At 72.8% G+C, this 23,714-nt stretch carries 13 protein-coding genes and 13 pseudogenes; 15 read left to right on the forward strand and 11 right to left on the reverse strand.

Annotation, left to right across the window (positions count from 1 at the left end):
• Positions 1-86: 86 nt before the first annotated feature.
• Together PV963_RS00370 and PV963_RS00375 are read left to right on the forward strand one after the other, a co-directional pair.
• Entirely contained in the window at positions 87-920 is an 834-nt protein-coding gene (locus PV963_RS00370; protein WP_274813656.1) for a chitosanase, read from the forward strand.
• A pseudogene (locus tag PV963_RS00375) lies at positions 917-1,827 on the forward strand (EamA family transporter); the annotation flags it as partial. The gene PV963_RS00370 and the pseudogene PV963_RS00375, both read left to right, overlap by 4 nt.
• A gap of 12 nt (positions 1,828-1,839) precedes the next feature.
• On the opposite strand, the pseudogene PV963_RS00380 reads toward PV963_RS00375, so the two are convergent.
• The 3 genes and pseudogenes from PV963_RS00380 to PV963_RS00390 all read right to left on the reverse strand — a co-directional run bounded on the left by PV963_RS00380 (position 1,840) and on the right by PV963_RS00390 (position 5,032).
• Positions 1,840-2,588: pseudogene (locus tag PV963_RS00380) on the reverse strand (sulfite exporter TauE/SafE family protein).
• 389 nt (positions 2,589-2,977) lie between these two features.
• A pseudogene (locus PV963_RS00385) lies at positions 2,978-4,005 on the reverse strand (6-phosphofructokinase).
• Between the two features lie 625 nt (positions 4,006-4,630).
• Positions 4,631-5,032, reverse strand: a complete 402-nt coding sequence (locus PV963_RS00390; protein ID WP_274813657.1) for a hypothetical protein — start codon at positions 5,030-5,032, stop codon at positions 4,631-4,633.
• A gap of 47 nt (positions 5,033-5,079) precedes the next feature.
• Here PV963_RS00390 and PV963_RS00395 point away from each other — a divergent pair.
• Positions 5,080-5,223: pseudogene (locus tag PV963_RS00395) on the forward strand (IS5/IS1182 family transposase); the annotation flags it as partial.
• A gap of 85 nt (positions 5,224-5,308) precedes the next feature.
• On the opposite strand, the pseudogene PV963_RS00400 reads toward PV963_RS00395, so the two are convergent.
• The 3 pseudogenes from PV963_RS00400 to PV963_RS00410 all read right to left on the reverse strand — a co-directional run bounded on the left by PV963_RS00400 (position 5,309) and on the right by PV963_RS00410 (position 9,090).
• Positions 5,309-7,338: pseudogene (locus PV963_RS00400) on the reverse strand (DUF1996 domain-containing protein).
• A 251-nt stretch (positions 7,339-7,589) separates the two neighbouring features.
• Positions 7,590-8,260: pseudogene (locus PV963_RS00405) on the reverse strand (lytic polysaccharide monooxygenase auxiliary activity family 9 protein).
• 198 nt (positions 8,261-8,458) lie between these two features.
• Positions 8,459-9,090 (reverse strand): annotated as a pseudogene (locus tag PV963_RS00410) (GNAT family N-acetyltransferase).
• Positions 9,091-9,187: 97 nt separating this feature from the next.
• On the opposite strand from PV963_RS00410, the gene PV963_RS00415 reads away from it, so the two are divergent.
• Together PV963_RS00415 and PV963_RS00420 are read left to right on the forward strand one after the other, a co-directional pair.
• Positions 9,188-9,805: a helix-hairpin-helix domain-containing protein gene (locus tag PV963_RS00415; RefSeq protein ID WP_274813658.1), complete on the forward strand. Its 618-nt coding sequence runs from the start codon at positions 9,188-9,190 to the stop codon at positions 9,803-9,805.
• Positions 9,802-10,925: pseudogene (locus tag PV963_RS00420) on the forward strand (YihY/virulence factor BrkB family protein). The gene PV963_RS00415 and the pseudogene PV963_RS00420 overlap by 4 nt, the downstream one beginning before the upstream one ends.
• Before the next feature lie 5 nt (positions 10,926-10,930).
• Here PV963_RS00420 and PV963_RS00425 read toward each other — a convergent pair.
• Positions 10,931-11,383, reverse strand: coding sequence for a flavodoxin family protein (locus tag PV963_RS00425; protein ID WP_342456340.1), 453 nt, complete (start codon positions 11,381-11,383; stop codon positions 10,931-10,933).
• Positions 11,384-11,478: 95 nt separating this feature from the next.
• Here PV963_RS00425 and PV963_RS00430 point away from each other — a divergent pair, with 95 nt between their 5' ends.
• Positions 11,479-11,928 (forward strand): SRPBCC family protein, encoded by a 450-nt coding sequence (locus tag PV963_RS00430; RefSeq protein ID WP_010033581.1) that lies wholly within the window; start codon positions 11,479-11,481, stop codon positions 11,926-11,928.
• Positions 11,929-11,989: 61 nt separating this feature from the next.
• Here PV963_RS00430 and PV963_RS43760 read toward each other — a convergent pair.
• The 3 genes and pseudogenes from PV963_RS43760 to PV963_RS00450 form a co-directional block, all read right to left on the reverse strand.
• Positions 11,990-16,325 (reverse strand): annotated as a pseudogene (locus tag PV963_RS43760) (HAD-IC family P-type ATPase).
• Positions 16,326-16,340: 15 nt separating this feature from the next.
• Positions 16,341-16,925: a hypothetical protein gene (locus PV963_RS00445; RefSeq protein WP_274813661.1), complete on the reverse strand. Its 585-nt coding sequence runs from the start codon at positions 16,923-16,925 to the stop codon at positions 16,341-16,343.
• A gap of 32 nt (positions 16,926-16,957) precedes the next feature.
• Complete coding sequence (locus PV963_RS00450) at positions 16,958-17,254, reverse strand: hypothetical protein (RefSeq protein WP_274813662.1); 297 nt, start codon at positions 17,252-17,254, stop codon at positions 16,958-16,960.
• 53 nt (positions 17,255-17,307) lie between these two features.
• Between PV963_RS00450 and PV963_RS00455 the strand changes: the two genes are divergently transcribed.
• From PV963_RS00455 to PV963_RS00495, 9 genes and pseudogenes are all read left to right on the forward strand, one after another.
• The gene (locus PV963_RS00455; RefSeq protein ID WP_274813663.1) at positions 17,308-18,339 is read left to right on the forward strand and encodes a protein-arginine deiminase family protein; all 1,032 of its coding nucleotides are present in this window, start codon (positions 17,308-17,310) and stop codon (positions 18,337-18,339) included.
• Between the two features lie 22 nt (positions 18,340-18,361).
• Positions 18,362-18,523 (forward strand): hypothetical protein, encoded by a 162-nt coding sequence (locus PV963_RS00460; protein WP_274813664.1) that lies wholly within the window; start codon positions 18,362-18,364, stop codon positions 18,521-18,523.
• Between the two features lie 139 nt (positions 18,524-18,662).
• Positions 18,663-19,189, forward strand: a pseudogene (locus tag PV963_RS00465) (protein-arginine deiminase family protein).
• Positions 19,190-19,398: 209 nt separating this feature from the next.
• Positions 19,399-20,076, forward strand: a complete 678-nt coding sequence (locus PV963_RS00470; protein WP_274813665.1) for a nucleotidyltransferase family protein — start codon at positions 19,399-19,401, stop codon at positions 20,074-20,076.
• Between the two features lie 16 nt (positions 20,077-20,092).
• The gene (locus PV963_RS00475; RefSeq protein ID WP_274813666.1) at positions 20,093-20,380 is read left to right on the forward strand and encodes a BON domain-containing protein; all 288 of its coding nucleotides are present in this window, start codon (positions 20,093-20,095) and stop codon (positions 20,378-20,380) included.
• Positions 20,377-21,138 (forward strand): metallophosphoesterase family protein, encoded by a 762-nt coding sequence (locus PV963_RS00480; protein ID WP_274813667.1) that lies wholly within the window; start codon positions 20,377-20,379, stop codon positions 21,136-21,138. The genes PV963_RS00475 and PV963_RS00480 overlap by 4 nt, the downstream gene beginning before the upstream one ends.
• 59 nt (positions 21,139-21,197) lie before the next feature.
• Positions 21,198-21,329, forward strand: a complete 132-nt coding sequence (locus PV963_RS00485; RefSeq protein ID WP_274813668.1) for a hypothetical protein — start codon at positions 21,198-21,200, stop codon at positions 21,327-21,329.
• Positions 21,330-21,438: 109 nt separating this feature from the next.
• Positions 21,439-21,636: pseudogene (locus PV963_RS00490) on the forward strand (alkaline phosphatase D family protein); the annotation flags it as partial.
• A 257-nt stretch (positions 21,637-21,893) separates the two neighbouring features.
• Positions 21,894-23,283, forward strand: a pseudogene (locus PV963_RS00495) (alpha-lytic protease prodomain-containing protein).
• A gap of 67 nt (positions 23,284-23,350) precedes the next feature.
• On the opposite strand, the pseudogene PV963_RS00500 reads toward PV963_RS00495, so the two are convergent.
• A pseudogene (locus tag PV963_RS00500) lies at positions 23,351-23,596 on the reverse strand (penicillin-binding protein); the annotation flags it as partial.
• Between the last annotated feature and the right edge of the window lie 118 nt (positions 23,597-23,714).

The raw sequence follows: 23,714 nt of genomic DNA on the forward strand, positions 1-23,714 counted from the left end.
GAGCCGAGCCGGCCGTGAGGCTTGTTCGACCCCACGAACTTTCCCACGGCCGGCTCTTCCAACCCCCCGCCCTGCTTGGAGGCACCGTGAGACACCCGTCAACCCCGGCACTGCGCCGCACCGTTCTGGCGCTGTTCGGCGCCGCCCTCGCCGCCACCCCGTTCCGGAAGCCGCCGCACGCCATGGCGTCCGTCCGTGCGGCCGGGCTCGACGACCCGGCGAAGAAGGAGATCGCCATGCAGCTCCAGTCGAGCGCGGAGAACTCCTCGCTCGACTGGAAGGCGCAGTGCCAGTACATCGAGGACATCGGCGACGGCCGCGGCTACACCGCCGGCATCATCGGGTTCTGCTCCGGCACCGGCGACACGCTCGACCTCGTCGAGCTCTACACCGGCCGCGAACCCGGCAACGTCCTGGCGACGTACCTGCCGGCGCTGCGCAGGGTCGACGGTTCCGACTCGCACGACGGGCTCGACCCCGGCTTCCCCGGCGACTGGCGCGGGGCGGCCCGCGACGCCGAGTTCCGGCGGGCACAGGACGACGAACGCGACCGGGTGTACTTCGGCCCGGCGGTCCGGCAGGGGAAGGCGGACGGGCTGCGGGTGCTGGGCCAGTTCGCGTACTACTGCGCCGTCGTCATGCACGGCGACGGCAACGACCCCCTCAGCTTCCGCAACATCCGCAAGCGGGCGCTGCGCACGGCGAATCCGCCGGCGCGGGGCGGTGAGGAGGTGACGTACCTCGACGCCGCAAGCGCAACCTCGACCTCGACCCGCCGCTGGACTGGAAGGTCTACGGCGACAGCTACCACATCGGCTGACCGCCGGGCGTGCGCGGCCCGGCGGTGGATTGGTCCGTCAAAGCGCCACGGAAGTGGACCTCCAACTGGGCCACCGGGCTGCCTAGCGTCGCGGGCATGAACGCCACCACCACGCGGGGAGCTCTTCTCGCCGCGCTCGCCTGCGTCCTCGTCGGAGGGTCCTTCACGGCCAACAGCGTCCTGGGCGACTACCCGTACGCGGGCGGCAGTTCCTGCGCTACGGGCTGGCCTGTCTGCTGCTCGTGCCGCTGGCCGGGAAGGGCGCGACCGCCCGGCTGCGGGCGCTGACACCTCGTCAGTGGGTCCGGCTCGCCCTGCTCGCAGCGGTCGGCATGGTCGGATTCAACCTCGCCGTCATCGCCGCGGAGCGCACGGCGGAGCCGGCGGTGCCGGGCGTGTTCGTGGGCTGTGCGCCGGTGGTGGTCGCCGTGCTCGTGCCCCTGCTGGACGGGCGCAGGCCCCAACGGGCGGTGCTGTACGGGGCGTTGCTCGTGGCCGTCGGTGCCTTCACCGTCCAGGGCTGGGGGCGCACCGACGGCGCGGGCATCGCCTTCTCCGTGTGTGCCCTGGCGGGGGAGGTGGGGTTCGCCGTGCTCGCCGTACCCGTGCTGCGGCCCCTCGGCCCGCGGCTGCTGTCGGCCACGGTGTGCGCGGTCGCCGCGCTGGAGTCGGCGGCGGCCGGGCTGCTGGTCGACGGCTCCGGGTGGCTGCGGCGTCCGGACGCCGTCGAGACCTCCGCGCTGCTGTGGCAGGCGGTGGTGGTCACGGTGGTCGGCTTCGTGTGCTGGTACATGGGCATGCAGCGGATCGGCGCGGAACGCGCCACCCTCTTCTCCGGTCTCATCCCGGTCGCGGCGGCCTGCACCGCACCGCTCGTCGGCACGGGCTCCTACGGTCTCGGGCAGGCGGCGGGCAGCGCGCTGGTCGGCATCGGCGTCACCCTGGGGTCCGGGGCACTGACGCGGCCGGTGAGCCCGAAGGGCGGACCGGCCGCGGCCCGCGCACGGCGGTGGTGGCGGTCAGTGGAGCACCAGGTGGACGAGTGCGACGGTGCCGACCGACACGATCAGCGTACGCAGGACGGCGGGACTGAAGCGGCGGCCCGTCCTGGCTCCGATCAGGCCGCCCAGTGCGGACCCGGCGGCGATGAGCAGGACGGCCGTCCAGTCGAACTCCGCGAAGAAGACGAAGAGCACGGCGGCGACGGTGTTGACGACGGCGGCCAGCACGTTCTTCACGGCGTTGAGCCGCTGGAGCGTGTCGTCGAGCAGCATGCCCATCAGGGAGACGTAGATGATGCCCTGCGCGGCGGAGAAGTAGCCGCCGTAGACGCTGGCGAGCGTCAGGCCCGTGAACAGCAGCGGGCCGCCGTCACGACGGGCGGGACCACCTGCCGGGCGACGGCGGCGCACCCTCTTGGCGATCAGCGGCTGGCAGGCGACCAGGGCTAGGGCGAGGCTCACGAGGACCGGCACGATCCGGTCGAAGGCCGATTCGGGCAGGGTCAGCAGCAGGACCGCGCCCGCGAGACCGCCCAGTACGGCTCCGATACCGAGCAGCAGGACGCGGCGTCGCTGCCCGCGGAGTTCCTCGCGGTAGCCGATGGCCGCGCTGATGGAGCCGGGGACCAGGCCGAGCCCGTTGGACACCGTGGCGGTGACCGGGGCAGGCCGGTGGCGAGCAGCACCGGGAAGGTGATCAGCGTTCCCGAGCCGACGACGGCGTTGACGGCGCCCGCGCCCGTACCGGCCAGGAGCACGGCCGCCATCTCGCCCGGCGTCACAGTGCCGCTCCGCCGACGGCACCGCCGCGTGGGGCGTTCCTGGTGAGATTCATGGGATCACGCTAGAGGGTGCGCGGTTCGGCGGCGGCCGAAGTGTGGCGGGGACGGCGCCGCCGGCGGCGACCGCGGCGGCAAAAGGCCAGCACCTTGCCCACGGCCCCGTTCCACGTCAACATCTGGGATGCCGCGGTGCCCAGCGCCGCCGCCATGATGCCCAGAGCCAGGGATGCCACCCTGGCCCACACCGCCGTACCCCGTGAGAGCCCCGTCATAGTGGGGATGATGACAGGGCGTAGATGTTGTTCGCCAAGACGGGTTGCTCCCGGCTCTCCGGGACGCGCGGGCGAGCCCGGCGTCGTCATGTGGGCCGGGGCTCAGCCGAAGAACACCCCGACCTCGTCGTACAGCCTCGGGTCCACCGTCTTCAGCCGGGCCGTCGCCTGCGCGATCGGGACGCGGACGATGTCGGTGCCGCGCAGGGCGACCATCGTGCCGAAGTCACGTTCGCGCACGCAGTCGATGGCGTGCAGGCCGAAGCGGGTGGCCAGCCAGCGGTCGAAGGGGCTGGGCGAGCCGCCGCGCTGCACGTGCCCGAGGACCGTGGTTCGGGCCTCCTTGCCGGTGCGTTTCTCGATCTCCCCGGCGAGCCACTCCCCGACGCCGGAGAGGTGCACCGGTCCGGTAGAGGCCGGCGAGTCGGTCCTGAGCACCAGGTGGCCCTCCTTCGGCCGGGCGCCCTCGGCGACGACCACGATCGGGGCGTAGGAGGCCCGGAAGCGGGACGTCACCCAGGCGCACACCTGGTCGAGGTCGAAGGGCTGCTCGGGGATGAGGATGACGTTCGCGCCGCCGGCCAGGCCCGAGTGGACCGCGATCCAGCCGGCGTTGCGCCCCATCACCTCGACGACGAGCACGCGCATATGGGACTCGGCGGTGGTGTGCAGTCGGTCGATCGCCGCCGTGGCGGTGTTGACCGCGGTGTCGAAGCCGAGGGTGCGGTCCGTGGCGGACATGTCGTTGTCGATCGTCTTCGGTACGCCGACGCACGGCACGCCGTGCTCCTCCCACAGACGCGCGGCCACGCCCAGGGTGTCCGCGCCGCCGATCACGACGAGCCCGTCGATCTCCCGCATTTCGAGGGTGTCCCTGATGCGGCGGGCGCCGTCCTCCTGCCCGAACGGATCGGTGCGCGAGGAGCCGAGGATGGTGCCGCCGCGGGCAGGATGCCGCGCACCGCCGGGATGTCGAGTGGGACCGTGTCGCCCTGCAGCGCACCGAGCCAGCCGTCCCGGAGGCCGACGAACTCGTAGCCGTACTCCTGCACGCCCTTGCGGACGATGCCGCGGATGACCGCGTTGAGACCGGGGCAGTCACGGCCTCCGGTCAGTACTCCCACCCGCATGGGCTTGTCCCTTCGCCGCAGTGTCCTGCTGAGGCCCACGCTAACGGAGAGGTCATGTCCCACGCCGCCCACGCCGCACAGGTCGTCGGGGACTGCCCGAGGTCGCCTCCCGGCAGGTCCCGACAGGTGCCTGGTTCTTCTGGTGGGACTGAGAAACCATCGCGCTGAAGGCTGTCCCGCAAATGCAGAGTCCGGTGTCAGCCACGCAACGCGACGACGAGCTGGTAACCGGTGAGCCCGAGCCCGCCGCAGACCATACCGAGGCCGACGACTGTCGTCAGCGCCATCCCGACCTGGAGATAGAGGGACAGGGGGGCGGCGGCGCGGCTGGGGTTGTGCGGGTCGTAGCTGAGTTCCAGCTGCTCCCGCCGGTCGAGTCCTGGTAGAAGTGCAGCTCGCCGTTGGGGTCCGTGTACCGATACACCTTCGTGTTTTGGTGTAGTGATCGAGTTCGGCCATCACCGTGATGCCGTGCTTCGGCAGGCGCAGTCCGTCGTACAGGCCGCGTCCCAACGTGAGCACCATGAACGCTCCGGCGCACGCGAAGAGCTGGACGGCAACCAGCCACCCCGGCTCAGTGCGACCAGCCACCCCGGCTCACGGAGCAACCCCACCGTCACATCGATCACGGCCAAGACGGCGATCGCGGCGGCAACGAGGAGAACGCGCCTCGACGGCCTCCGGGGCCTCCCCCGGAGACGGCGGTGACCAGATCTTCGCCGTCGACGCGCGGTCCTCCGGGTGCTCTCTCCGGCAGGCGGGCATGCACGGCCGCGCAGAACATGGCCACGGCGGCGGCGCTGGCATCGTGGACCGCGTACACGGGAGCAGGACGGTCTGCCTGCGCGGTCGTCAGCATGACCTCGACCGCGCGGCCCTGGCCGCGGACCTCTTCGATGGCCTCCAGCGGGATCCGCGTCACCTGCCCGTCTTGTTCCCACTGCACATAGTCCAAGCCGTCCCCGAAGCGGGCGGTGGCACCGCTGCCACGCAGCACGAGGGAAGGCAAGGAGGGCGTCGTCGTCATGGCCCTATGACAGCTGCGATCAGCCAACGGTTGCACGCCGTGTCAGCAATCATGACGTCGCCGAACGGTCCAAGACCTACCGATGCTCCACCAACCACCAGGTCGTCCTCGATGCCGACACCCGACTCGTAGTGGTGGTCGGCCGCACCACCGTGATCGCCGACGGAGGCTACCCAGGCACCGGCCTAGTTTCGAGTCGAACCTACGAAGGTCCGGCGGGACCCGGAGCCGGTCCGGATCCCGCCGCCGTTCGCCGGTCGTGTCCGTGCCGTCGTCTCAGCCTCGCCTGACGCGGCGGAGGACGACGAAGCCCGCGATGACCAGGACGGCGCCTGCCGCGGCCGGCCAGAGCTGGGCGCCGGTGTCGGCGAGGCCGCCGCTGCCGACCGCCTGGGGCTCGGTCCGGGACGGGAGCGACGGGGTGGGAGCGGCGCTGGTCGCCGTTCCGACGGCCTGGGACTGGCCCAGGCCGTCCCCGTCCGTGTCCTCGCCGGCGTCGTCCTTCGTGCCGCCGTGCTCACCGGTGTTCGCGGCGCCTCGTTCGGGGGTGGGTGTCGCGAACACCTCCGGTTCGTCGGTGCGCGGCGCGGCCGTGGGCGAGCCGCCCTGCTCCGGCTCGGGGGCCGGCTTGTTCGCCGCCGGCGGCCTGGCGGCCTCGCCCTTCCCGCCGTCGCCGTCACCCGTGTCGCCGGGCTTTCCGCCGGCGTTTCCGCCCTGCGGGGCGTCCGGGGTGCGCGTGGGCTGCTCCTGCGGGGCCTCGGGAGTCTTCGTCGGCTGCTCCTGCGGGGCCTCAGGGGTCTTCGTCGGCTGTTCCTGCGGCTCCTCTTCCGGATTGTCGCCCGGCTCGGCTTCCGCTCCGGCGCCGCACTTGCGGCCGTCGTTGATGCAGTCGGCCATCTCCCGCATCAGGTCCTCGTCGAAGACGTTGATGAAGTCGCCGTGGTCCGTGACCGGCTTGTGCAGCTGCTCCGGGAAGGAGTCCACCGCGAACAGCGGTGTCGTACGGCCGCCGTCCTGGAGGCTCGGCGCGTCGACGTCGTAGACGATGCGCTGGACCAGCTGCGGAATGGGCCGGAAGCCGGTCGGGCAGTTGCCGGCGGCGTCCGTGAAGGCCACGTGCGTACGGTGGTTGGCGCTGTCGATGTTGCGGCCGTCCCAGCAGCTCTGGAACTTGAAGGTGCGCACCACGTCGCTGCCCTGCGGGCACAGCGGGTACTTGTCCTTCAGCTGCCGGTCCTCGAACCCCGTGCAACTCCAGGAGGCGTTGGCGTTGGCCGGGCCGTTGACGAAAGACTTGGCGTCGCCGGTGATGATGCGCAGCAGCCGCGGCATCGCGGTGACCTTGCCGCGCGGTTCCCCACGAAGGTCAGCGTGACCTGCTTCGGCGTGACGATCTCGCCGGCGTTGCCCTCGATGCCGCCGCCGGGCGAGTTGGCGTCCTGCTCCTGGGTGCCGTTCTGGAGGCGCAGCACGGGCCAGTAGTAGGAGGACTTGTCGCCCTGGTCGACGCAGCTCGTCTCGGCGTTCGCGAGGTCCTGGTCGCTGGCGAAGGCGTTGTTGGCCTGGTTTCCGATGTAGTCGTGGAAGTGGTGGGCGCCGTTGGTGACGCCCGGGGCGGCGATGATGTTGTCGGAGTTGAACAGGCCGTTCTCGTTCACTGCGCAGTCGGTGGCAAAGGAGCCGCGGGAGGCTTTCGTCCCCTGGCGGGGGCTGCCGGCGTCGGGCTGGACGCTGGTGATGGGCGCGAAGTCGGCGGCGACGGGGCCGTTACCCGCCTGTCCGCCGTTGCCGCCCTGGCCCTGGCCGTCGCCCTGCCCCTGCCCCTGCCCCTGCTCCTGCTCCTGCTCCTGCTCCTGGCCGGGCTGCTGGTCGTCGTTGCCGTCCTGGCCTTCGCCCTGCGCGGGGGCCTGGTTGCCGGAGTCCCGTACGGTGCAGGCGGCGAGGGCCTCGAGCCCGTCGGGCCGGTCCCCCACGCGGTCGATGGCGATCGCGATGCGCTCGATCGTCGCGGTCCGCTTGTCCTTCAGCGGGTTCATGATCGCGTTGTCGGCGAAGCCCGAGTCCTGCCGCACCTGCTGCGCCGACTCGCTCAGCCGCTGGTAGGCCTTGGCGATCTGCTCGTCCAGGAGGGCGAGTTCCTTGTCGACCTCCCCCCGTACCTGCTCGGGGACCGAGGTCAGCTCGCTGCCGACGTCCGGGCAGTCGATCGTGGCGCCCGCGGTCCGGACCCCCGTACCGGACCGCGTCTGAGCGACGTCACCGTCCGAACCGCCGTCGGTCGCGGAGGCGTAGACGTTCGCGGCCATCAGGCCGCCTCCGCCGAGGATCAGTGCGAATGCGGCGAAGGTCGCGCGTCGTGGTCCGGTAGGGCGTCTTCGCGTGTTGCGTCCCAAGGGTGCTCTCCTGCGCTTGTGGCGAACCGGGCATGAAAATCCCTCGCCCCATACGTACGGGAGCACCGGTGTGTTCAAGTGCCTCGAAAGTTTTCGGAGAACTCTCATGAAGCCGCGAAACACCCGAGCCCCGCCGGACACACGGTCCGGCGGGGAGGCGCAGGTCAGCGGAAGTTCACGTCACTGCACAGGAAGTAGGTCTGGTCCATGTGCGACGCCTGCCAGATCGTGTAGACGACGTGCCGGCCACTCAGACCCGAAGTGCTCACGGGGATCTCGTAGTTCTGGCTGGGCGCGTACTTGCCGGTGCGCGCGACGAGCCGGAGGTCGTTCCAGGTCAGCGGCTGAGTGGTGGGATCGAAGCCCTGCCGCGTGACGTACACCAGGAAGTAGTCGGCGCCGTGGCTGGCCTGGTCGTACAGCTTCACGGTGAAGTTGCCGGAGATGTCGGTCGTCTTCCAGGCGCCCACCGTGTCCAGGGAGTTGTACCGGCCGCCCTCGGTGCGTCCGCCGCTGCACAGCTGGCCGTCGGGGACCACGGCCTGGAAGTTGCCGCCGGAGCCGTTGCGGTACAGGCCGTTCCAGTTCCACATGGCGTTGGGTTGTCCTGCCACGCCTGCCAGCACATGGGGTCCAGCCGGGCCATCTCGGGGTTCTGGAAGTCGCTGCCCCAGCGCAGCCAGCAGCCGTAGTTGCGGGATGCCGGGTCGATGACCGAGCCGTGGGCGGCGGCGGTGCCGCTCCAGGGGATGAGGCTGAGCAGCGCGGCGACCAGGACACTCAGGGCGAGCGTCAAGCGAGAGCGGACTCTACGAACATGACCATGACAATTCATGATCTCCTTCTTTCGGATGTGGGGGTTGTGGTGCTCTCGGTGTCGTTCCGTGGGGGTGCGGGAGCGCGCGTGGGAGCGCTCCCGCAAGCACAGGCTGCGCCCGATGCCCGGGGTCGGCAACGTGCGATTGCGCCACTTCCGTGTCCCCTGGCGGGTTCGATGCGTTCGATGCCTTCGATCAGTTCGACGGAGGGTGCTTCAGAGCCGGTCGAGTTCCTTCGTGGTGCGGCCGAGGTAGGTGGCCGAGCCGGGCTCGGGGACGTCGAGCTCCTGGAAGCCCATGCGGTCGTAGAAGGCCCTGGCCCGGGTGTTGGCGGTGGCCATGGCCAGGTGGACGGCCGGCACTCCCCTGTCCTGGAGGGTCGCCAGGAACGCCCGCATCAGGCGGCGGCCGTGGCCTCGCCCCTGCCACTCGGGCAGCAGGTCGATGTGCAGGTGCGCGGGGTAGGCGGCGAGTTCGGGCAGCACCATCCGCTCAGGGTCGTGCAGCAGTCCCGCCATCGCCTCGTCCGGGGTGCGGGGCGGCTGCGGCGGCTTCGGGTAGCGGTCGGCGACCAGCGGCAGCCATGCGGTGCGGAAGGCCTCGGCGAAGCGCGGGGTGTCCGCCGCGCCGAGGATGTAGCCGACCGCCTGCCCCTGCCCGTCGTCCAGTACGAAGGCCAGGTCCGGCTCCAGATGGACGTACGGAGCCGCGAAGGTGGCCGGAAAGATGCCCGGGTCCCTGTAATGGGGTCGGCTGTCCTGGCCGTTGTGCGCGGTGCGGACGCAGATGTCGTCGAGGGCCGGACGGTCCTCGGGCGGTACGGGCGGATGGCGGGGAGCTTGGTCATGGCGGCATCGTGCCCGTGGTGGGAGCGCTCCCTCAACCCGATTCGGGGAGCTCCCCAAGGGCCTGAAACCGAGCGGTGGGTATGCGAAACTCCGGCCATGACCACCGTGACCCAGCTGCGCAAGGCCGCGCTCGCCCTCCCGGAGGCGGAAGAGGGGACGCACTTCGGCATGGTCGCCTTCTCCGTGCGGGGCAGGGGCTTCGCCTCGGTGACGAAGGACGGCCGGGTGCAGCTGCGCCTGCCCCAGGAGGAGACCGACGCCGCCCTGGCCGCGCATCCGGCCGGTGAGCGTCTCGTGCGCACGGGCACGCCGATCGGTTTCCGCGTGGCGCTCGCCGACATCAACGGCAAGGACCTCAACGCCCTGGTCCGGGCGGCCTGGTTCGGCCGCGCCCCGAAGCGGCTTGCCACGTCGCTCGCCGCGGCTCAGGCGGCGGCCGGCCGCCCCGGTGGCGACCTGCCCGCCGGAATCGGCCGGCCCGCCACGCAGGCCCTGCTCGGTGCCGGCGTGACGACGCTGGAGCAGGTGGCACAGCACTCCCGGGCGGAGCTTCTGGCGCTGCACGGCGTCGGACCGAAGGCGGTGCGTGTGCTGTCGGAGGCGCTGGAGCAGCGAGGGCTCGCCCTGCGGGGTGACTCACGCCCGGACAGCCGACGCCGGCGTGACGAGGGCGGCTTAACTGCCCAGCTCGGGGTTACCCGGCCCACATGGTGAAGCTGCATATTCCGGGACGAAAAGAACATCACGCGACCGAGGCTCCACCTCGGTCCTCCGCCCGCGGCCGGGCGCCCGCTCCGGCTGCGGAAGAGCCGGCTCGTGCTGCGGAGAGGCCCGCTCCGAGGCCGGACGAGGAGCCCGGCCCGGGGCCCGAAGTGGAGCGGGCGGCTCCGGACGGCCCGAGTGAGCTCCCCCGGAAGTCATGGGGTGCGGTGCTGAAGGGCAGCCTGCGGGAGTTCAAGGACGACGAACTGACCGACCGGGCGGCCGCGCTCACGTACTACGGGGTGCTGGCCCTGTTCCCGGCGCTGCTGGTGCTGGTGTCGCTGCTGGGCATCACCGGCAGGTCGACCACGGACAGGGTGCTCGAGAACGTCCAGCAGTTCGCCCCCGGCGCGGCCCGCGACATCATCACCCGGGCCGTCGAGCAGCTGCAGGGCAACGCCGGTATCGGCTCGCTGATGGCGATCGTCGGTCTCGTCCTCGCGGTGTGGTCGGCCTCCGGCTACGTGGGGGCGTTCATCCGCTCCGCCAACGCCGTCTACGACATGCCCGAGGGCCGGCCGGTGTGGAAGCTGTTGCCGGTGCGGCTGGGAGTGACGATCGTGCTGATGGTGATGGCGGTGATCAGCGCGCTGATCGTGGTCTTCACGGGTGGGCTGGCCCGGCAGGCCGGGACCGCGCTCGGGATCGGGGACACCGCGCTGACGGTGTGGTCGATCGCGAAGTGGCCCGCTCTGGTGGTGCTGGTCACGATCATGATCGCGATCCTGTACTGGGCGACCCGAACGCCAAGGTGAAGGGGTTCCGCTGGATCACACCGGGCAGCGTGCTGGCCCTGCTGATCTGGATGGCCGCCTCGGCCGGGTTCGCGATCTACGTGGCCAACTTCGGCTCGTACAACAAGACCTACGGCACGATGGCCGGCGTCATCATCTTCCTGGTGTGGCTGTGGATCACCAACCTGGCGATCCTGCTGGGCCTGGAGTTCGACGCGGAGACCGTGCGCCAGCGGGCCATCGCCGGTGGTCATCCGCCCGAGGCCGAGCCGTACACACAGCCGCGTGACACCCGTACCTGGGACGAAGAGGACCGGCGCCGTATGGAAGGGACCTGACCCGTTCAGCCCATGAGTCCGGCGGCGACCGTCGCGCCCAGTTCCCAGCACTTCTCGACGTCGCCCTTGCCGGGCTCGCCGGTCACGGTCACGGCCTCGGCGGCGCGGCGCCAGCCGAGGCCCGTCGTGATCGACTCGATGCCCCGCACGGCTCCGGTGACGTCGTTCCCGCCGTGCACCCAGTAGCCGAAGGGCCGGCCCCGGGTCGCGTCCAGGCAGGGGTAGTAGACCTGGTCGAAGAAGTGCTTGAGGGCGCCGGACATGTAGCCGAGGTTGGCGGGGGTGCCGAGGACGTAGCCGTCGGCGGCGAGGACGTCGGAGGCGGTGGCGGACAGCGCGGGCACGCGGACGACCCGGACGTCCTCGATCTCCGGGTCCGTCGCCCCGGAGACGACGGCTTCGAACATCGCCTGGCAGTTGGGCGAGGGCGTGTGATGGACGATCAGCAAGGTGGCCACGTCATCCGACCTTACAAGTCGTGACGACCATGCGTGTCCGGCGCGAGAACTGGTACCCGTCCGTCGCTCTCCGTACGAGAAAGGGAGGTATCGCCTTGTCACAGGTAGAGGAATCCATCGAGGTCCGCGTCCCGGTGCACACCGCGTACAACCAGTGGACGCAGTTCGAGGACTTTCCCCAGTTCATGGACGGCGTCGAGCGCATCGAGCAGCGCACCGACACCCTGACGCACTGGGTGACGAAGGTCGGCGGCCAGGAGCGGGAGTTCGACGCGGAGATCACCGAGCAGATCCCCGACGAGCGCGTCGCCTGGACCACGGTGAACGGCGAGGCCAGGCAGGCCGGGGTGGTCACCTTCCACCGCATCCAGGACGACACGACGAAGGTCATGCTCCAGATGGACTTCGACCCCAGTGGCGTGGCCGAGACCGTGGGCGACAAGCTCGGGTTCGTCAAGCGGCAGGTCTCCGGTGATCTGCGGCGGTTCAAGCAGTTCATGGAGGCCCGTGGGACGGAGACCGGGGCCTGGCGCGGCGAGGTCTGATCAAGCAAGGACGGCGGCCGCCACCACTGCATGTGGTGGCGGCCGCTTCTGCCGTCGCCCGCTACGCCCCCACCGGCCGGGCCACCCCGCTCTGAAGCCGTTCCCGGGCCTGCCGGCCCAGGTCGTCGAGGCGCAGGGCGAGTCGTGCCGCGGCGTCGTAGAGGGCGTGGACCGCCTGGAGGCGTTCCAGGCGCGGGGCCAGGGCCGAGAGGGCGATGGCCAGGGCCACACCGGCCCAGCCCACGGGACCCAGCGGGGTGCAGCCGAAGAAGTGGCTGACGCCGGGCGTCTGGACCAAGGCGGCGAGTACGGCGGCCGAGCCGAGCGCGGTCGCCCACACCAGCGGGCTGTGGCGCCGGCCGGAGAGGGTCTGCACGAGCTGGGCGCCGACCACGCCGCACAGGGCCATGGTGGTGGAGCGGCGTTCGGTGCCGGGGGTGAGGCGGCCGATGAGGTACGCCGTGACCGCGCCGAGGCAGGTGGTGACGCCGCGGCGCCGTATGGAGCGCAACAGCGGCGCGCCGAGGACGTCGAGACCCATCGGGCCGGTCTCGGCGTGCTCCGCCGTCGAGGGGTCGTCGCTCGGCGTGACCGCCACCGCCATGGCCGGGAACATGTCGGTGAGCAGGTTGACCAGCAGCAGTTGGCGCGTCGACAGGGGCGAGGCGCCGGCCAGCAGGGTGCCGAGGACGCTGAAGCCGACCTCGCCGGCGTTGCCGCCGATGAGGATGCTCACCGCGTCGGCGACGCTGCGCCACAGGGCACGGCCCTCGGCGACCGCGTCCACCAGAACGGACAGGTCGCCGGAGGTGAGCACGAGGTCGGCGGCGTTGCGGGCGGCCGCGGAACCGCGGGACTCGATGCCGACTCCGACATCGGCGGCGCGGATGGCGGCGGCGTCGTTGGCGCCGTCGCCGGCCATCGCCACGACCCGCCCGGCCTGCTGCAGGGCCTCCACGACGTGCAGCTTCTGCTCGGGCGCGACCCGGGCGATGACGCCCGCGCCGCGCAGCACCCGGACGCGTTCGCGGCGCTCCATGGCGACGAGTTCGTCGCCGGTCACCGCCTCGGTCTCCTCCGGCCAGCCCAGTTGCAGGGCGATGGCGCGGGCGGTCTCCGGGTGGTCTCCGGTGAGCATGACGGGCAGGATGCCGGAGCGGCGCAGTGACGCGAGCAGGGCCTGCGAGGTCTCGCGCGGGACGTCGGCGAGGGCGACGAAACCGCTGAAGACCAGGTCCGCGAGCGGCGCGTCGAGTTCGGCGTCGGCGTCGTCGGCCCGGCAGGGGCGCCGGGCGACGGCGAGGACGCGCAGTCCCTGTCCCGCCAGCTCGTGGGCGGTGTCGGTCGTGCCGTCGGGGAGGTCCCGGCAGGCGGGCAGGATCGTCTCCGGGGCGCCCTTGACGACGAGGAGTTCACCGAAGTCCGGGTCGCCGTCGCGGCCGATCGCCGCTGCGTAGCCCCGCCGCGTCTCGAAGGGCAGCTCGCCGGTCGGTGACCAGCCCTGGTCGGGCGGGGCGACGTCGAGGACGGCCTCGTCGGTGGCGTGCGCGACGCGGCGGCCCTGGCCCGTCTCCTCCTGCGGGCAGGCGCGCGCGGCCAGGCGCAGGATCGGCTCGGCCGGTTCGGTGTCCACGGGCAGCACGGTGCCGTCGGCGGTGGCGACCCGGACCAGGCGCAGTTTGTTCTCGGTGAGGGTGCCGGTCTTGTCGAAGCAGACGGTGTCGACCCGCCCGAGCGCCTCCAGGGTGCGCGGGGTGCGGACCAGGACGCCGCGCCGGGAGAGCCTGCGGGCGGCCGCCATCTGCGCGACCGTCGCGACGAGCGGGAGCCCCTCCGGTACGGCTGCGACCGCGACCGCGACACCGCCGCTGACGGCGCGTCGTATGGGACTGCCGCGCAGCAGGGACAGCCCGGTCACTGCGGCGCCGCCCGTGAAGGTCACCGGCAGTGCCTTGCGGGTCAGTTCCTGGAGCCGGGCCTGGACGCCGGCGGGTGGCGGGGTGCGTGCGGCGAGCGTGACGGCGCGGCCCGCCTCGGTCTGGTCGCCGGTGTTCACGACGAGCGCGGTGGCGCGTCCGGCCACGACGGTCGTGCCCTCGAACACCATGCAGGTGCGCTGGGCCACCGGCAGACCGGGGGTGGCCTCGACGGCCTTGGTGACCGGCAGGGACTCGCCGGTGAGCGCCGACTCGTCGACCTCGAGACCGTCGACGTCGAGCAGCCGGGCGTCGGCGGGCACCACGTCGCCGGCGCCGAGGGTGATCTCGTCGCCGGGCCGCAGCCGGGCGGCGTCGACGGTGACGGTGCGCCTGCGGCCGTCCCGCTTGCGGGCCTTGGGCTGCTGCCGGGCGGCCAGCCGGGCCAGTGCCTGTTCGGCGCGCATCCGCTGGAGTCCGCCCGTCACGGCGTTGAGGTCCATGGCGCCGACGACCAGCAGCGCGTCGACGAGCGAGCCGAGCAGCGCCGAGGCGACGGCGCCGGTGGCCAGGACGGGGGTGAGCGGATCGTCGAGTTCGCGGCGTACGGCGCCGGCCGCCTGCCAGGTCCAGCGGACGGGGGCCACGGCCGGGTGTTTGCCCAGGCGAGCGGCCTGTTGCCGTGAGCGGTCGGCGAGCAGGGCGAGTCCGGTGGGCTCGCCGTCGCGGCGGGTGCGCCCCAGCCGGTCGCGGGCCTCGTCGGGTTCCAGGGCGTGCCAGGGGATGTGCAGCCGGGGCGGGGGCGGGTGGCCCGGGCCACGCGGACGGCTTCGAGCCAGCCCGTGAGCAGGGCGTTCGCGGCTGCGATGTTGACGGGGGCGTGCCGGGTGAGGGGCCACAGGAGGTGGCGGCCCGGAGGCTGCCCGCCGCGCGCGACCAGGAGCCCCGACAGGGCCGCCCCGGCGCGGGCCAGGGTCTGCGAGCGGCGTGCGACGCGCCGGGCCGCCGGGATCGCGGTCAGCAGCCGCCAGACGTCGGCGAGTCCGCCGGAGGCCAGCGCGTCGGCGCCCCAGGAGACGGCGGCGCGGCCGTCGGTGAGGGCGATGGCCACGTCGCCGGCGGGCAGTCCGGCCGCCACGTGCCCGTCGGCGGAGCCGTCCAGGCGGGCGACGGTCACCACCACGTGTCCGTCGTCCTGGAGGGCTCGTACGACGTCTCCGAACGGCTTGCCGCCCGGGACGACCTCGTCGGCGAGCCGGACGACGTCCTTCAGGTCGGAGCCGCCCGCGATCACGACGTGCAGTCCTGCCCGGCGGGCGGCGTCGAGGACGGCCTCGGCGAAGGGGTGGACCGGGTCGTCGGGCAGCCCCTCGGAGTCGCCTTCGGCGTCCTGCCGCCGGCTGCGCAGGGCGTCGGCGTGCAGGACGAGGGCGTCGGCGATCTCCAGCTGGCGCAGGCGCTCCCCGCTGCGCACGAGGATCCCGGCCTGGGCGAGGAAGATGCCGAGGGTCGCGGCGAAGGCGGCCGGACCGTAGCGGGCCGCCTTCGGGGATCCGGCGAGGACGGCTTCGGCCGCTTCCCTCGCGGAGTGCGTGACGAGGAGGGTGGCGGCGGCGCCGGCGAGGCTGCCGGTACTGGCGTGGGAGGCGTACTCCTGGGCGGGCGTCACCTTGAGCGGCGGCCGGGTGTCCGCAGGGCAGGGCAGGCTGGTGCGCCGTTCGTGGCAGATGTCGTCGTGCAGTGCCTCGAAGGCCGCGGCCCTGGCCACGGCTTCGGTGAGCTGGCTGCTGCGCAGCAAGCCGTCGAGCACGAGCGCCAGCGGGGTCTGGCCGACGCCGTGTGCCGCGGCGTTGGCGGCGGCGAGGACGAGTTCCATGCCGGAGGTGCCGAACCGCTGCCGGAGCAGGGCCCGGAAGCGGGGGTTCTCCCGCAGCAGCGTGACGGTGGCGGTGACGATGCGTGAGGTTGGCGGCAGGCGCAGGGACCGGCCGGCCAGGGCGCCGGCCGCGCCGGCGGCGTCCAGCAGGATCGCCGCCGCGGTGGCGCGCACTTCGCCGGGGTCGCCGGGTGGGCGGCCTCCTGGGCGACCGGGTCGGCGCCCTCGGTCAGGCCGAGGCGGGCGGCGAGCGCTGCGGCCCGCTCGCTGACGCGGTCGGTGACGGCGTCCTCGGCCACCGTGATCACCAGGCGGGACAGTCCCTCGTCCCAGTACGCCGCGAGCACGTCCGGGTGGTCGAGCAGTTCCCCGGCGACCTTGCGGGCGAGGCTGCCGATGTCGCCGTCGGACCGCCGCAGGGCGAGGTGGACGCGCCGGTCCGCCCGCCATTGCTGTCCGCCGGACAGGGCGTTGCGCGCGACGTTGCGGACGCGTCGCGTGGTGTCGTAGACGGACGTCACGCCCTGGGCGGTGCTGCGGGCGGCGCCTGCCGCCGCCCCAGCCATGGCCCCGACGAGCGGGGCGACGTCGAAACGTGTGAGCATCTCCTGTTTCCCGACTCAGCCGGTGGGCCGGCTGTCGTGTCCTTGCCGGCGGGTCTGTTCCCGGTCCGGCTCCTCCCCGTGCGGGCCGTGGTGCGCGGTGGCCTCGGCGACCTGCTTCAGCGCGGAGGCGGTGACGGTGTCGCCCACTTTGGCGGGCTGTTCGTGGACGTGGTGTTCCGGCCGGTCGTGCCGGTAGTGGGACGTGGCGAGTTTGTCGCCGGGGCCGTGGGACGAGGTGTCCTGATCGTCCGGCCTGCCCTCACCGCCGGTTCCGGAACGGCGCTCTCCGGTCTGACCGGACAGTGTCCCGCCGTTCGCTGATGTGTCGTCGGATCGCTGTCCGGGCTTCGGCTGCGTCAGCCAGGCGACGGCCGCGCCGGTCAGCGCCACCGGCCACTCCACCACCCCGGCCACACCGAGCACTCCGGCACCGGTGTAGACGGCCATCCGGCGCCCGCGCGGCGACACCGCGCCGATCCGGTCCAGGGCGTCTCCGGCCACCTTGCCCACCTGCTCCGCACCCGGCAGGTGCCTCAGACCCGAGGCGACGGCCCGCAACGGCTGCGGAAGATCGGGCGAACGTGATGTCTCCTGGTTCATGGCGACCTCCACAAGCGCGTTGTCCAGCGGCTTCAACCGGTTTCCCAGCTCTTTGCCCCATATTCCGCCTTTGCTGGAGCGAGCGCTTGCGGGCGCGGCGGGCGACGCCATGGCCAGGCGGTGAGCAGGGCGTACGGCAGCTTGTTCACGGGCGGGCCTTCGTGCCGGGGGGAGCCGTGCCAGGCCGGCGTCACCAGGGCGGGCCCGGCCCGGACGTGGTCCGCCCGGGCCGCCGTGGGGAGGAGGGTCCGGCCGTCCGGTAGATCCATCGATGTAGTCGCCGGCTCGGCGCGCAGCAGGATGTACGGCGTGCGGGTGCGGGCGAGCATGGTCCGCGGACGTCCTGCGTACCGGCCCCTCACCTGCCCCGAGGAGACTCGTCATGCCCGAAACGTCCAGGCGGCGCGTGCTGCGCCGCACCGCGGTGGTCACCGTGGCCCTGCTGGTCGCCGCCACCGGGACGACGGCGGCGGCACGGAAACAGCCGCCGGTCGCGGACCTGCGCGCCGACGTGAACCAGGACGGCCGCGTGGATGTCGCGGGGTCGTCCGACGAGGCGGGCGAGGAGGCGTGGCGGCCGCGCCGCGGGGCCGTCTTCCTCGCGAACGTCGACGACGACTCGCGGCGCTGCCGGATGCGCCCCGGTGATCTGGACCGTGTCGATCCGGCGGTCGACGAGCGGCTCGCGCCTGCCATGACGCGGCGGACGAGCGGGTCAACGGGGTGCGGGACGAGGCGGATCTCGCACCGCTGCGCATCGCGCCGCTCGCGGTCGGCGACCAGGGGCGGGCGGGTGGAGGTGCCGGCGGCGCAGCGGCCGTACGTCCGCCTGTTCGTCAGGCGTGACGGGGCGCTGCGGGCGCTGCGCGGGCCGCTGACGGCCCGTGAGCTGCGGGCCGGTGTGGAGCTGGCCCTGGAGGGGCGGGACATCGTCCGCGACCCCCGGCGCTGGGACGGCGAGGTGACCGTCACCCTCACCGTGACCGACCGGGGGCGCAGCACGTCCGACCGGGTGCGGCTGAAGGTGGCGCCCGTGCTGTTCCAGCACGATCTCCAGCGTGCCGAGCGGATCTTCGCGGCCAAGCCGGGCCCGGGCCTCGGCATCCCGCCCGGTCCCTGGAGCGTGGGCAGCGGTTACCGGCCGCGGGAGTGGCGGCCGTTCGCCTCCTCGCTGGTGCGGGCGGCGGGTGCCGCGGGGCTGTCCGGACGGGACGTGACCTTCACGGCCGGCACGGAGCAGTGGTGGCGGGACATCTGGCGGCAGGACATGGTCGAACCGGCCGTGGCGAGCGTCCCGGCGCTCGGCGGAGGGGTGCACAGCATGCGGGTGCTGTTGCGGGCGCCGGTGCTGTGGGCGCCGCCCGAGGGCGGCGAGGCGACCCTGAGCCGGTCGCGCGCGGCTGCTCTTCCGTGACTTCCGGGGACCCGACGTCGGGGTGGTGCAGCAGTTCACGCCGGGGCGCGGGCCGAGCGGCATCGACCTTCAGAACTTCACCGGGAACTTCGAGTCCGTGCCGCCGTACGAGGGCCACCCGCACGGGCGGGTGCTGTACGGCACGGCCCGCACCGGGCGCCTGACCCGGCGTTCGTGCGGATGATCGAGGCGCAGGGCACGCAGCCGGCCGTCACCATCGACACCTCGTGGCTGCTGGTCGGTCATGTGGACGAGACGGTGCACGTGGTGCGGGCCGCAACGAGCGCGGCTGGACACTGGCGGTCTCCGACCCCCGGCAGGCGGTGGAGCTGCTGCGCCGTGCGCAACGCGCCGGGGAGGGCGGGCAGCGGCTGTTCGCGGACACGACGGCGGAGCACAAGCCGACCGTCGACGCGCTGCTGGCCGACGACGCCTTCCTCGCCGGCAACGAGGAGGCGGCGCGCCACATCGACGACCAGATCGACGTGCTGCTGCGAGAGACGGGCTGTCCTGCAGCGACCTCGTGCGCGTGCCGGTGCTGTACGCGATGGTGAGCCCTGCACCGGGTGTGCCGGAGGGTGCGATCGCCTACTCCCCCAGCATCGCCAACGGGCTGTCGCTGACCGCCCGGGACTACGCCGCGCCCGATCCGCACGGGCCGGAGGTGGACGGCCGCGACCTGTTCCGCGCCGCCGCGCAGGAGGCGCTCGCCGCCGGTGGGGTACGCGTGCACTGGGTGGAGAACTTCGCCTGGTCGCACCTGGCGGGCGGCGAGGTGCACTGCGCGACGAACGCGCTGCGGGACACGTCCGGGGGTGTGCCGTGGTGGAGCACCGCCCCGGGGCGGTGACAGGGCCGGGGGTGGCTGGTGACGCCGGGCCGGGCAGCCCGCTGGGCCCGGCGCGGCCGGCGTCGGCGGAAACCGGCCCCCGTCCCGGTGCTCCTCGGGGCCTTCCGTGTCGGTGTGACAGCTCCGGGTACTCAGAGCAGGCACGCAGGCCGTCACGGGTCCGGGCACCGTGCGGCGGCGGGGTGCCCGGTTCGGCGAATGGAGTGGTCATGACGCAGAACGGTGATGACGCGACGCTCGTCCGGCGACCGGGAATCCCCGATTTCCGGCTGGCCCCGGACCAGCCCGAGCCCGCGCCACCACAGGACCCGCAGGCCGACGAGCCGCCCCAGGCGCTCCCCCTGGACCGCAACCAGGCGATCCTGGAGGCGGCCAAGCAGGTCGGTGCCCTGCTGAAACGCAAGGGGCACCTCTTCGCGCTGGCCGGGAGCGTGGCCGCCTACGCCCACGGCGGCGAGAAGAACCTCCAGCACGACGTCGACTTCGCCATCCGCCCCGAGGACGCGGACGCGGTGGCGGCCACGCTCCGCGAGGCCGGGCTGACCGTCTACTCCCCGCCGGAGGACTGGCTGATCAAGGCCACGTGTTTCGGCCAGCCGGTGGACATCATCTTCGAGCTGGCGCACCGGCCGGTCGGCGCGGACATGCTGGAGCGGGCGGAGGAGGTCTCGGTCGACTCGGTGCGCATGCCCGTGCTGGCCCCGACCGACCTGCTGTGGAGCCTGATCGCCGCCTTCTCCGAGCACCACTGCGACTTCGGCGCGGCCCTGCCCATCGCGCGTGCCCTGCGGGAGAAGGTCGACTGGGAGCGGGTGCGGCGCGAGTGCGGGGACGCGCCCATGCCCGCCGCCTTCTTCTTCCTCCTGGAGCGCCTGAACGTCATCTGACGCGGAAGGAACACCCATGACTACCCACGGCTCACAGCACACGGGCGGCGGGGAGCCGGAGCAGAACCTGGACTACCGGATCGCCCACCTCCAGGACCGCCTCGCCTCCGGCGAGCTCGGTGAACTGGGCGTGCGGGTCGAGTCCCGCGGCCAGACGGTGCTGCTCACCGGCACCGTGCCCTCGGCGCCCTGCCGCGACGAGATACTGCGCACCGTCCGGGAGGAGCTCGCCGGGGTCCCGGTGCACAGCGACCTCGTGGTCACCGAGACGTCCTCCCCCGACCACGCGGAGGAACTCGCATGATCCGCATCGCAGCCGTCGGAGACATCCACATGGGGCCCGACAGCCAGGGCCTGCTCCGCCCCGCCTTCGAGACCCTGCCCGAGTGCGCCGACCTCCTGCTGCTGGCCGGGGACCTGACCCGGCACGGCACTGCCGAGGAGGCCCGGGTGGTGGCCCGGGAGGTCCAGGACCTCGGGGTTCCGGTGGTCGCCGTGCTGGGCAACCACGACCATCACGACGACCGGCCCGACGAGGTCACGGCCATCCTCCGGGACGCCGGCACCCACGTCCTGGAGGGGCAGGGGACGGTCGTGGCGAGCGGCGGGGCGCGGATCGGCGTGGCCGGCACCAAGGGGTTCGGCGGCGGGTTCGTCGGCCGCTGCGCCGGGGAGTTCGGCGAGCCGGTCATGAAGGAGTTCGTCAGGTACTCGCGCCGGTGCGCCGACAGCCTGCGCACGTCCCTGGAGCAGTTGGGCGAGGAGGACTGTGACGCGCGGATCGCGCTGACCCACTTCTCCCCCGTCCCGGACACACTGGCGGGCGAGCCGCTGGAGATCTATCCGTTCCTGGGCAGCTATCTGCTGGCCGAGGCGATCGACACCGCCGGTGCCGACCTCTCGGTGCACGGGCACGCGCACGCCGGTACGGAACACGGCATGACGAGTGGCGGCGTTCGGGTGCGCAACGTCGCCCAGCCGGTCATCGGGCGGGCCTTCCACGTCTACCACCTGCCCGTCCGCGACCACGCGACCACCGGGGCCGCACAAGCGGCCCGTTAGACAGCGCAGTCCCCCATCCGCCGCCGGCCGACGCCGGCGGCGTTTTTCATGTCCCGTTCGTGTCCCTGTCCGTGTCCCTGTCCGTGTCCCCGTTCGTGTCCCCGTTCGTGTCCCCGTTCGTCTCCCGCGACACGACCGTGCCCGCCACCGGTCCCGTCGCCGACGGATGCGTGAGCGACGGCGTGACATGACGGGCCGTTCCCGTACCGCCTCTGGTGTGAACGCCCTGCACGTCGTGCCGTTTCCAGGCATTTTGTCTGCTTAGCATGCTTGCTCGCGCCCCGTACGAGAGGACATCAGATGGCGCTGACGGGCCGTCAAAGACCACTGTCCGAGCACGCCTTCTCCCCGCACGACGCCGTACTGCGCACCGCGGCACCGGATGTCGCCCACCGTCGCTTCCTGACCGTCACCGCGGCGGCCGCGCTGCTCGCCTTCTCCACCGACCGGCCGGCCCGCGGCGCCAGCGCCGCTCCCGTGCTCGACGCGGCGCGGCTCCATCGCCAGCGGCGGGAACGGCACCGAGAAGCCGGCCGACTGGGACACGTGCGCCATCTCGACGGCCGCGTCCTTCGTCACGGAGGTGGTTCACCCGGCCTGAAGTCCGCGTAGGCGCGGCGGCCACCGTACTGCACTTGGCAACCTTCGCCGCATCAAAGCGCGAAACGGGGCCGCCGTGGACATCGCGCGAGGCCGTTCAGGCAAGACCTGAGGCTTTGCGGCAGCTACATCCGTGAACGAAGGAGACACCTCGCATGGTCGACAGACATGCCGTCACCGGCGCGGGCGGCCCTGACCGCGATCGGCGCGCTCGTCGCCACCGGGCTCCCCACCGCCGCGGCGGCCGAGCCGACTCCCGCGGCGGGCCCGCTGCCCACCGCCTCCCAGACGCTCGGCGCCGACCGTCCGTCGGCTCCGGTGCTGCGCGCCATGGAACGTGATCTCGGGCTGACCCCGGCCCAGGCGTCGCGGCGGCTGGTCAACGAGGCGGAGGCGGGCACCCGGGCCGGGCGGCTGCGCAACGCCCTGGGTGACCGGTTCGCGGGGGCCTGGCTGCGGGGCAGGACGTCGCAGGAGCTCGTGGTGGCGACCACGGACACCGCGGACGTGGTCGCCATCAAGGCGCAGGGCGCGAAGGCGGCCGTCGTGAAGAAGTCGCTGCGCGACCTGAAGGCGGCGAAGGCGAAGTTGGACGCGGTCGCGGTCCGCGTCAGCACCCGGGACACGCCCCTGTGGTACGTCGACGTCCCGGCCAACCGGGTCGTGGTCCAGGCCGGCAGCAAGGCCGCGGCGGCCGCGTTCGTCAAGGCCGCGGGGCTCGACGGCAAGAGCGTGGGCGTCAAGGTGACGGCGAACCGGCCGCGGCTCATGGCGGACATCACCGGTGGCGACGCCTACTACACCGACGGCACCGCCCGCTGCACCGTGGGCTTCTCCGTCACCAAGGGCGAGCAGGAGGGCTTCGCCTCGGCGGGACACTGCGGCGAGCAGGGCGCCAAGACGACCGGGTTCGACAAGGCCGAGCAGGGGACGTTCCAGGCCTCCACGTTCCCCGGCAAGGACATGTCGTGGGTGGCCGTCAACGACCAGTGGAGGGCAACGGCGAACGTGAAGGGCGAGGGCGAGCAGAAGGTGCAGATCGCCGGCTCGGTCCAGGCGCTCGTCGGGGCGGCCGTCTGTCGCGGCTCGACCACCGGCTCCGGCTCGACCACCGGCTGGCACTGCGGCGAGGTCGAGCAGCACGACACCAGCGTCGGCTACGCCGAGGGAAAGGTGGACGGGCTGACCCAGACGACGGTGTGCGCCGAATCCGGCGACTCCGGCGGGCCGTACGTCTCGGGCGTCCAGGCGCAGGGCGTGACCTCCGGCGGCACCGGCGACTGCAAGACCGGCGGCACCACGTTCTACCAGCCGATCAACCCGCTGCTCAGCGAGTTCGGCCTGACTCTGAAGACCGCGGAGGCCTACTCCCCGGCACCGGCGCCGCAGGACAACGCCGTCGCGCAGCCGTGGGCCGCGGGCCGGGTCTACGAGACCGGGGCCACGGTGAGCCACGCCGGTGTGCGCTACCAGTGCCTCCAGACCCACCAGGCCCAGGACGGGTGGGCGCCCACCCGCACCCCGGCCCTGTGGCAGCGGGTGTGACGAAGGGGCAGGGCTGTCCGGCGCCGGCGCGGTCCGTGCCGCCGGCGCCGGGCGGGCCCGACCACTCCTCCGCCAGCGGCGCGTACGCGGTGGCCACGAACGGGTCGTGGGGGCGGAAGCGGCGGGTGCACAGCGCGGCCAGGGCCGTGCCGGTGCCCGGGCGGAAGCCCAGGAACGCCTGCTGGCCGAGGGTCGCGCCGCCGTGGAAGTACATTGCTCCGCCGCCGGTCGGGTGACGGAACCAGGCCATGGTGTGCACGTGCCGGTACCCGGGCCTCCGGCGGAGCACCGGGCGGCGCACCGCGCGCAGGGCGGTGCGCCGCCCGGGGGGTGCGTCGGCCGGGGGTGCGTCGGCCGGGGGGTGCGTCGGCCGGGTGCAGATGAGCCTCGAGGAATTCACGCGAGCGCTCCCGTCCTTGCCAGTCGTGCCG

The sequence above is a fragment of the Streptomyces coeruleorubidus genome (assembly GCF_028885415.1).
Taxonomy (GTDB): domain Bacteria; phylum Actinomycetota; class Actinomycetes; order Streptomycetales; family Streptomycetaceae; genus Streptomyces; species Streptomyces coeruleorubidus_A.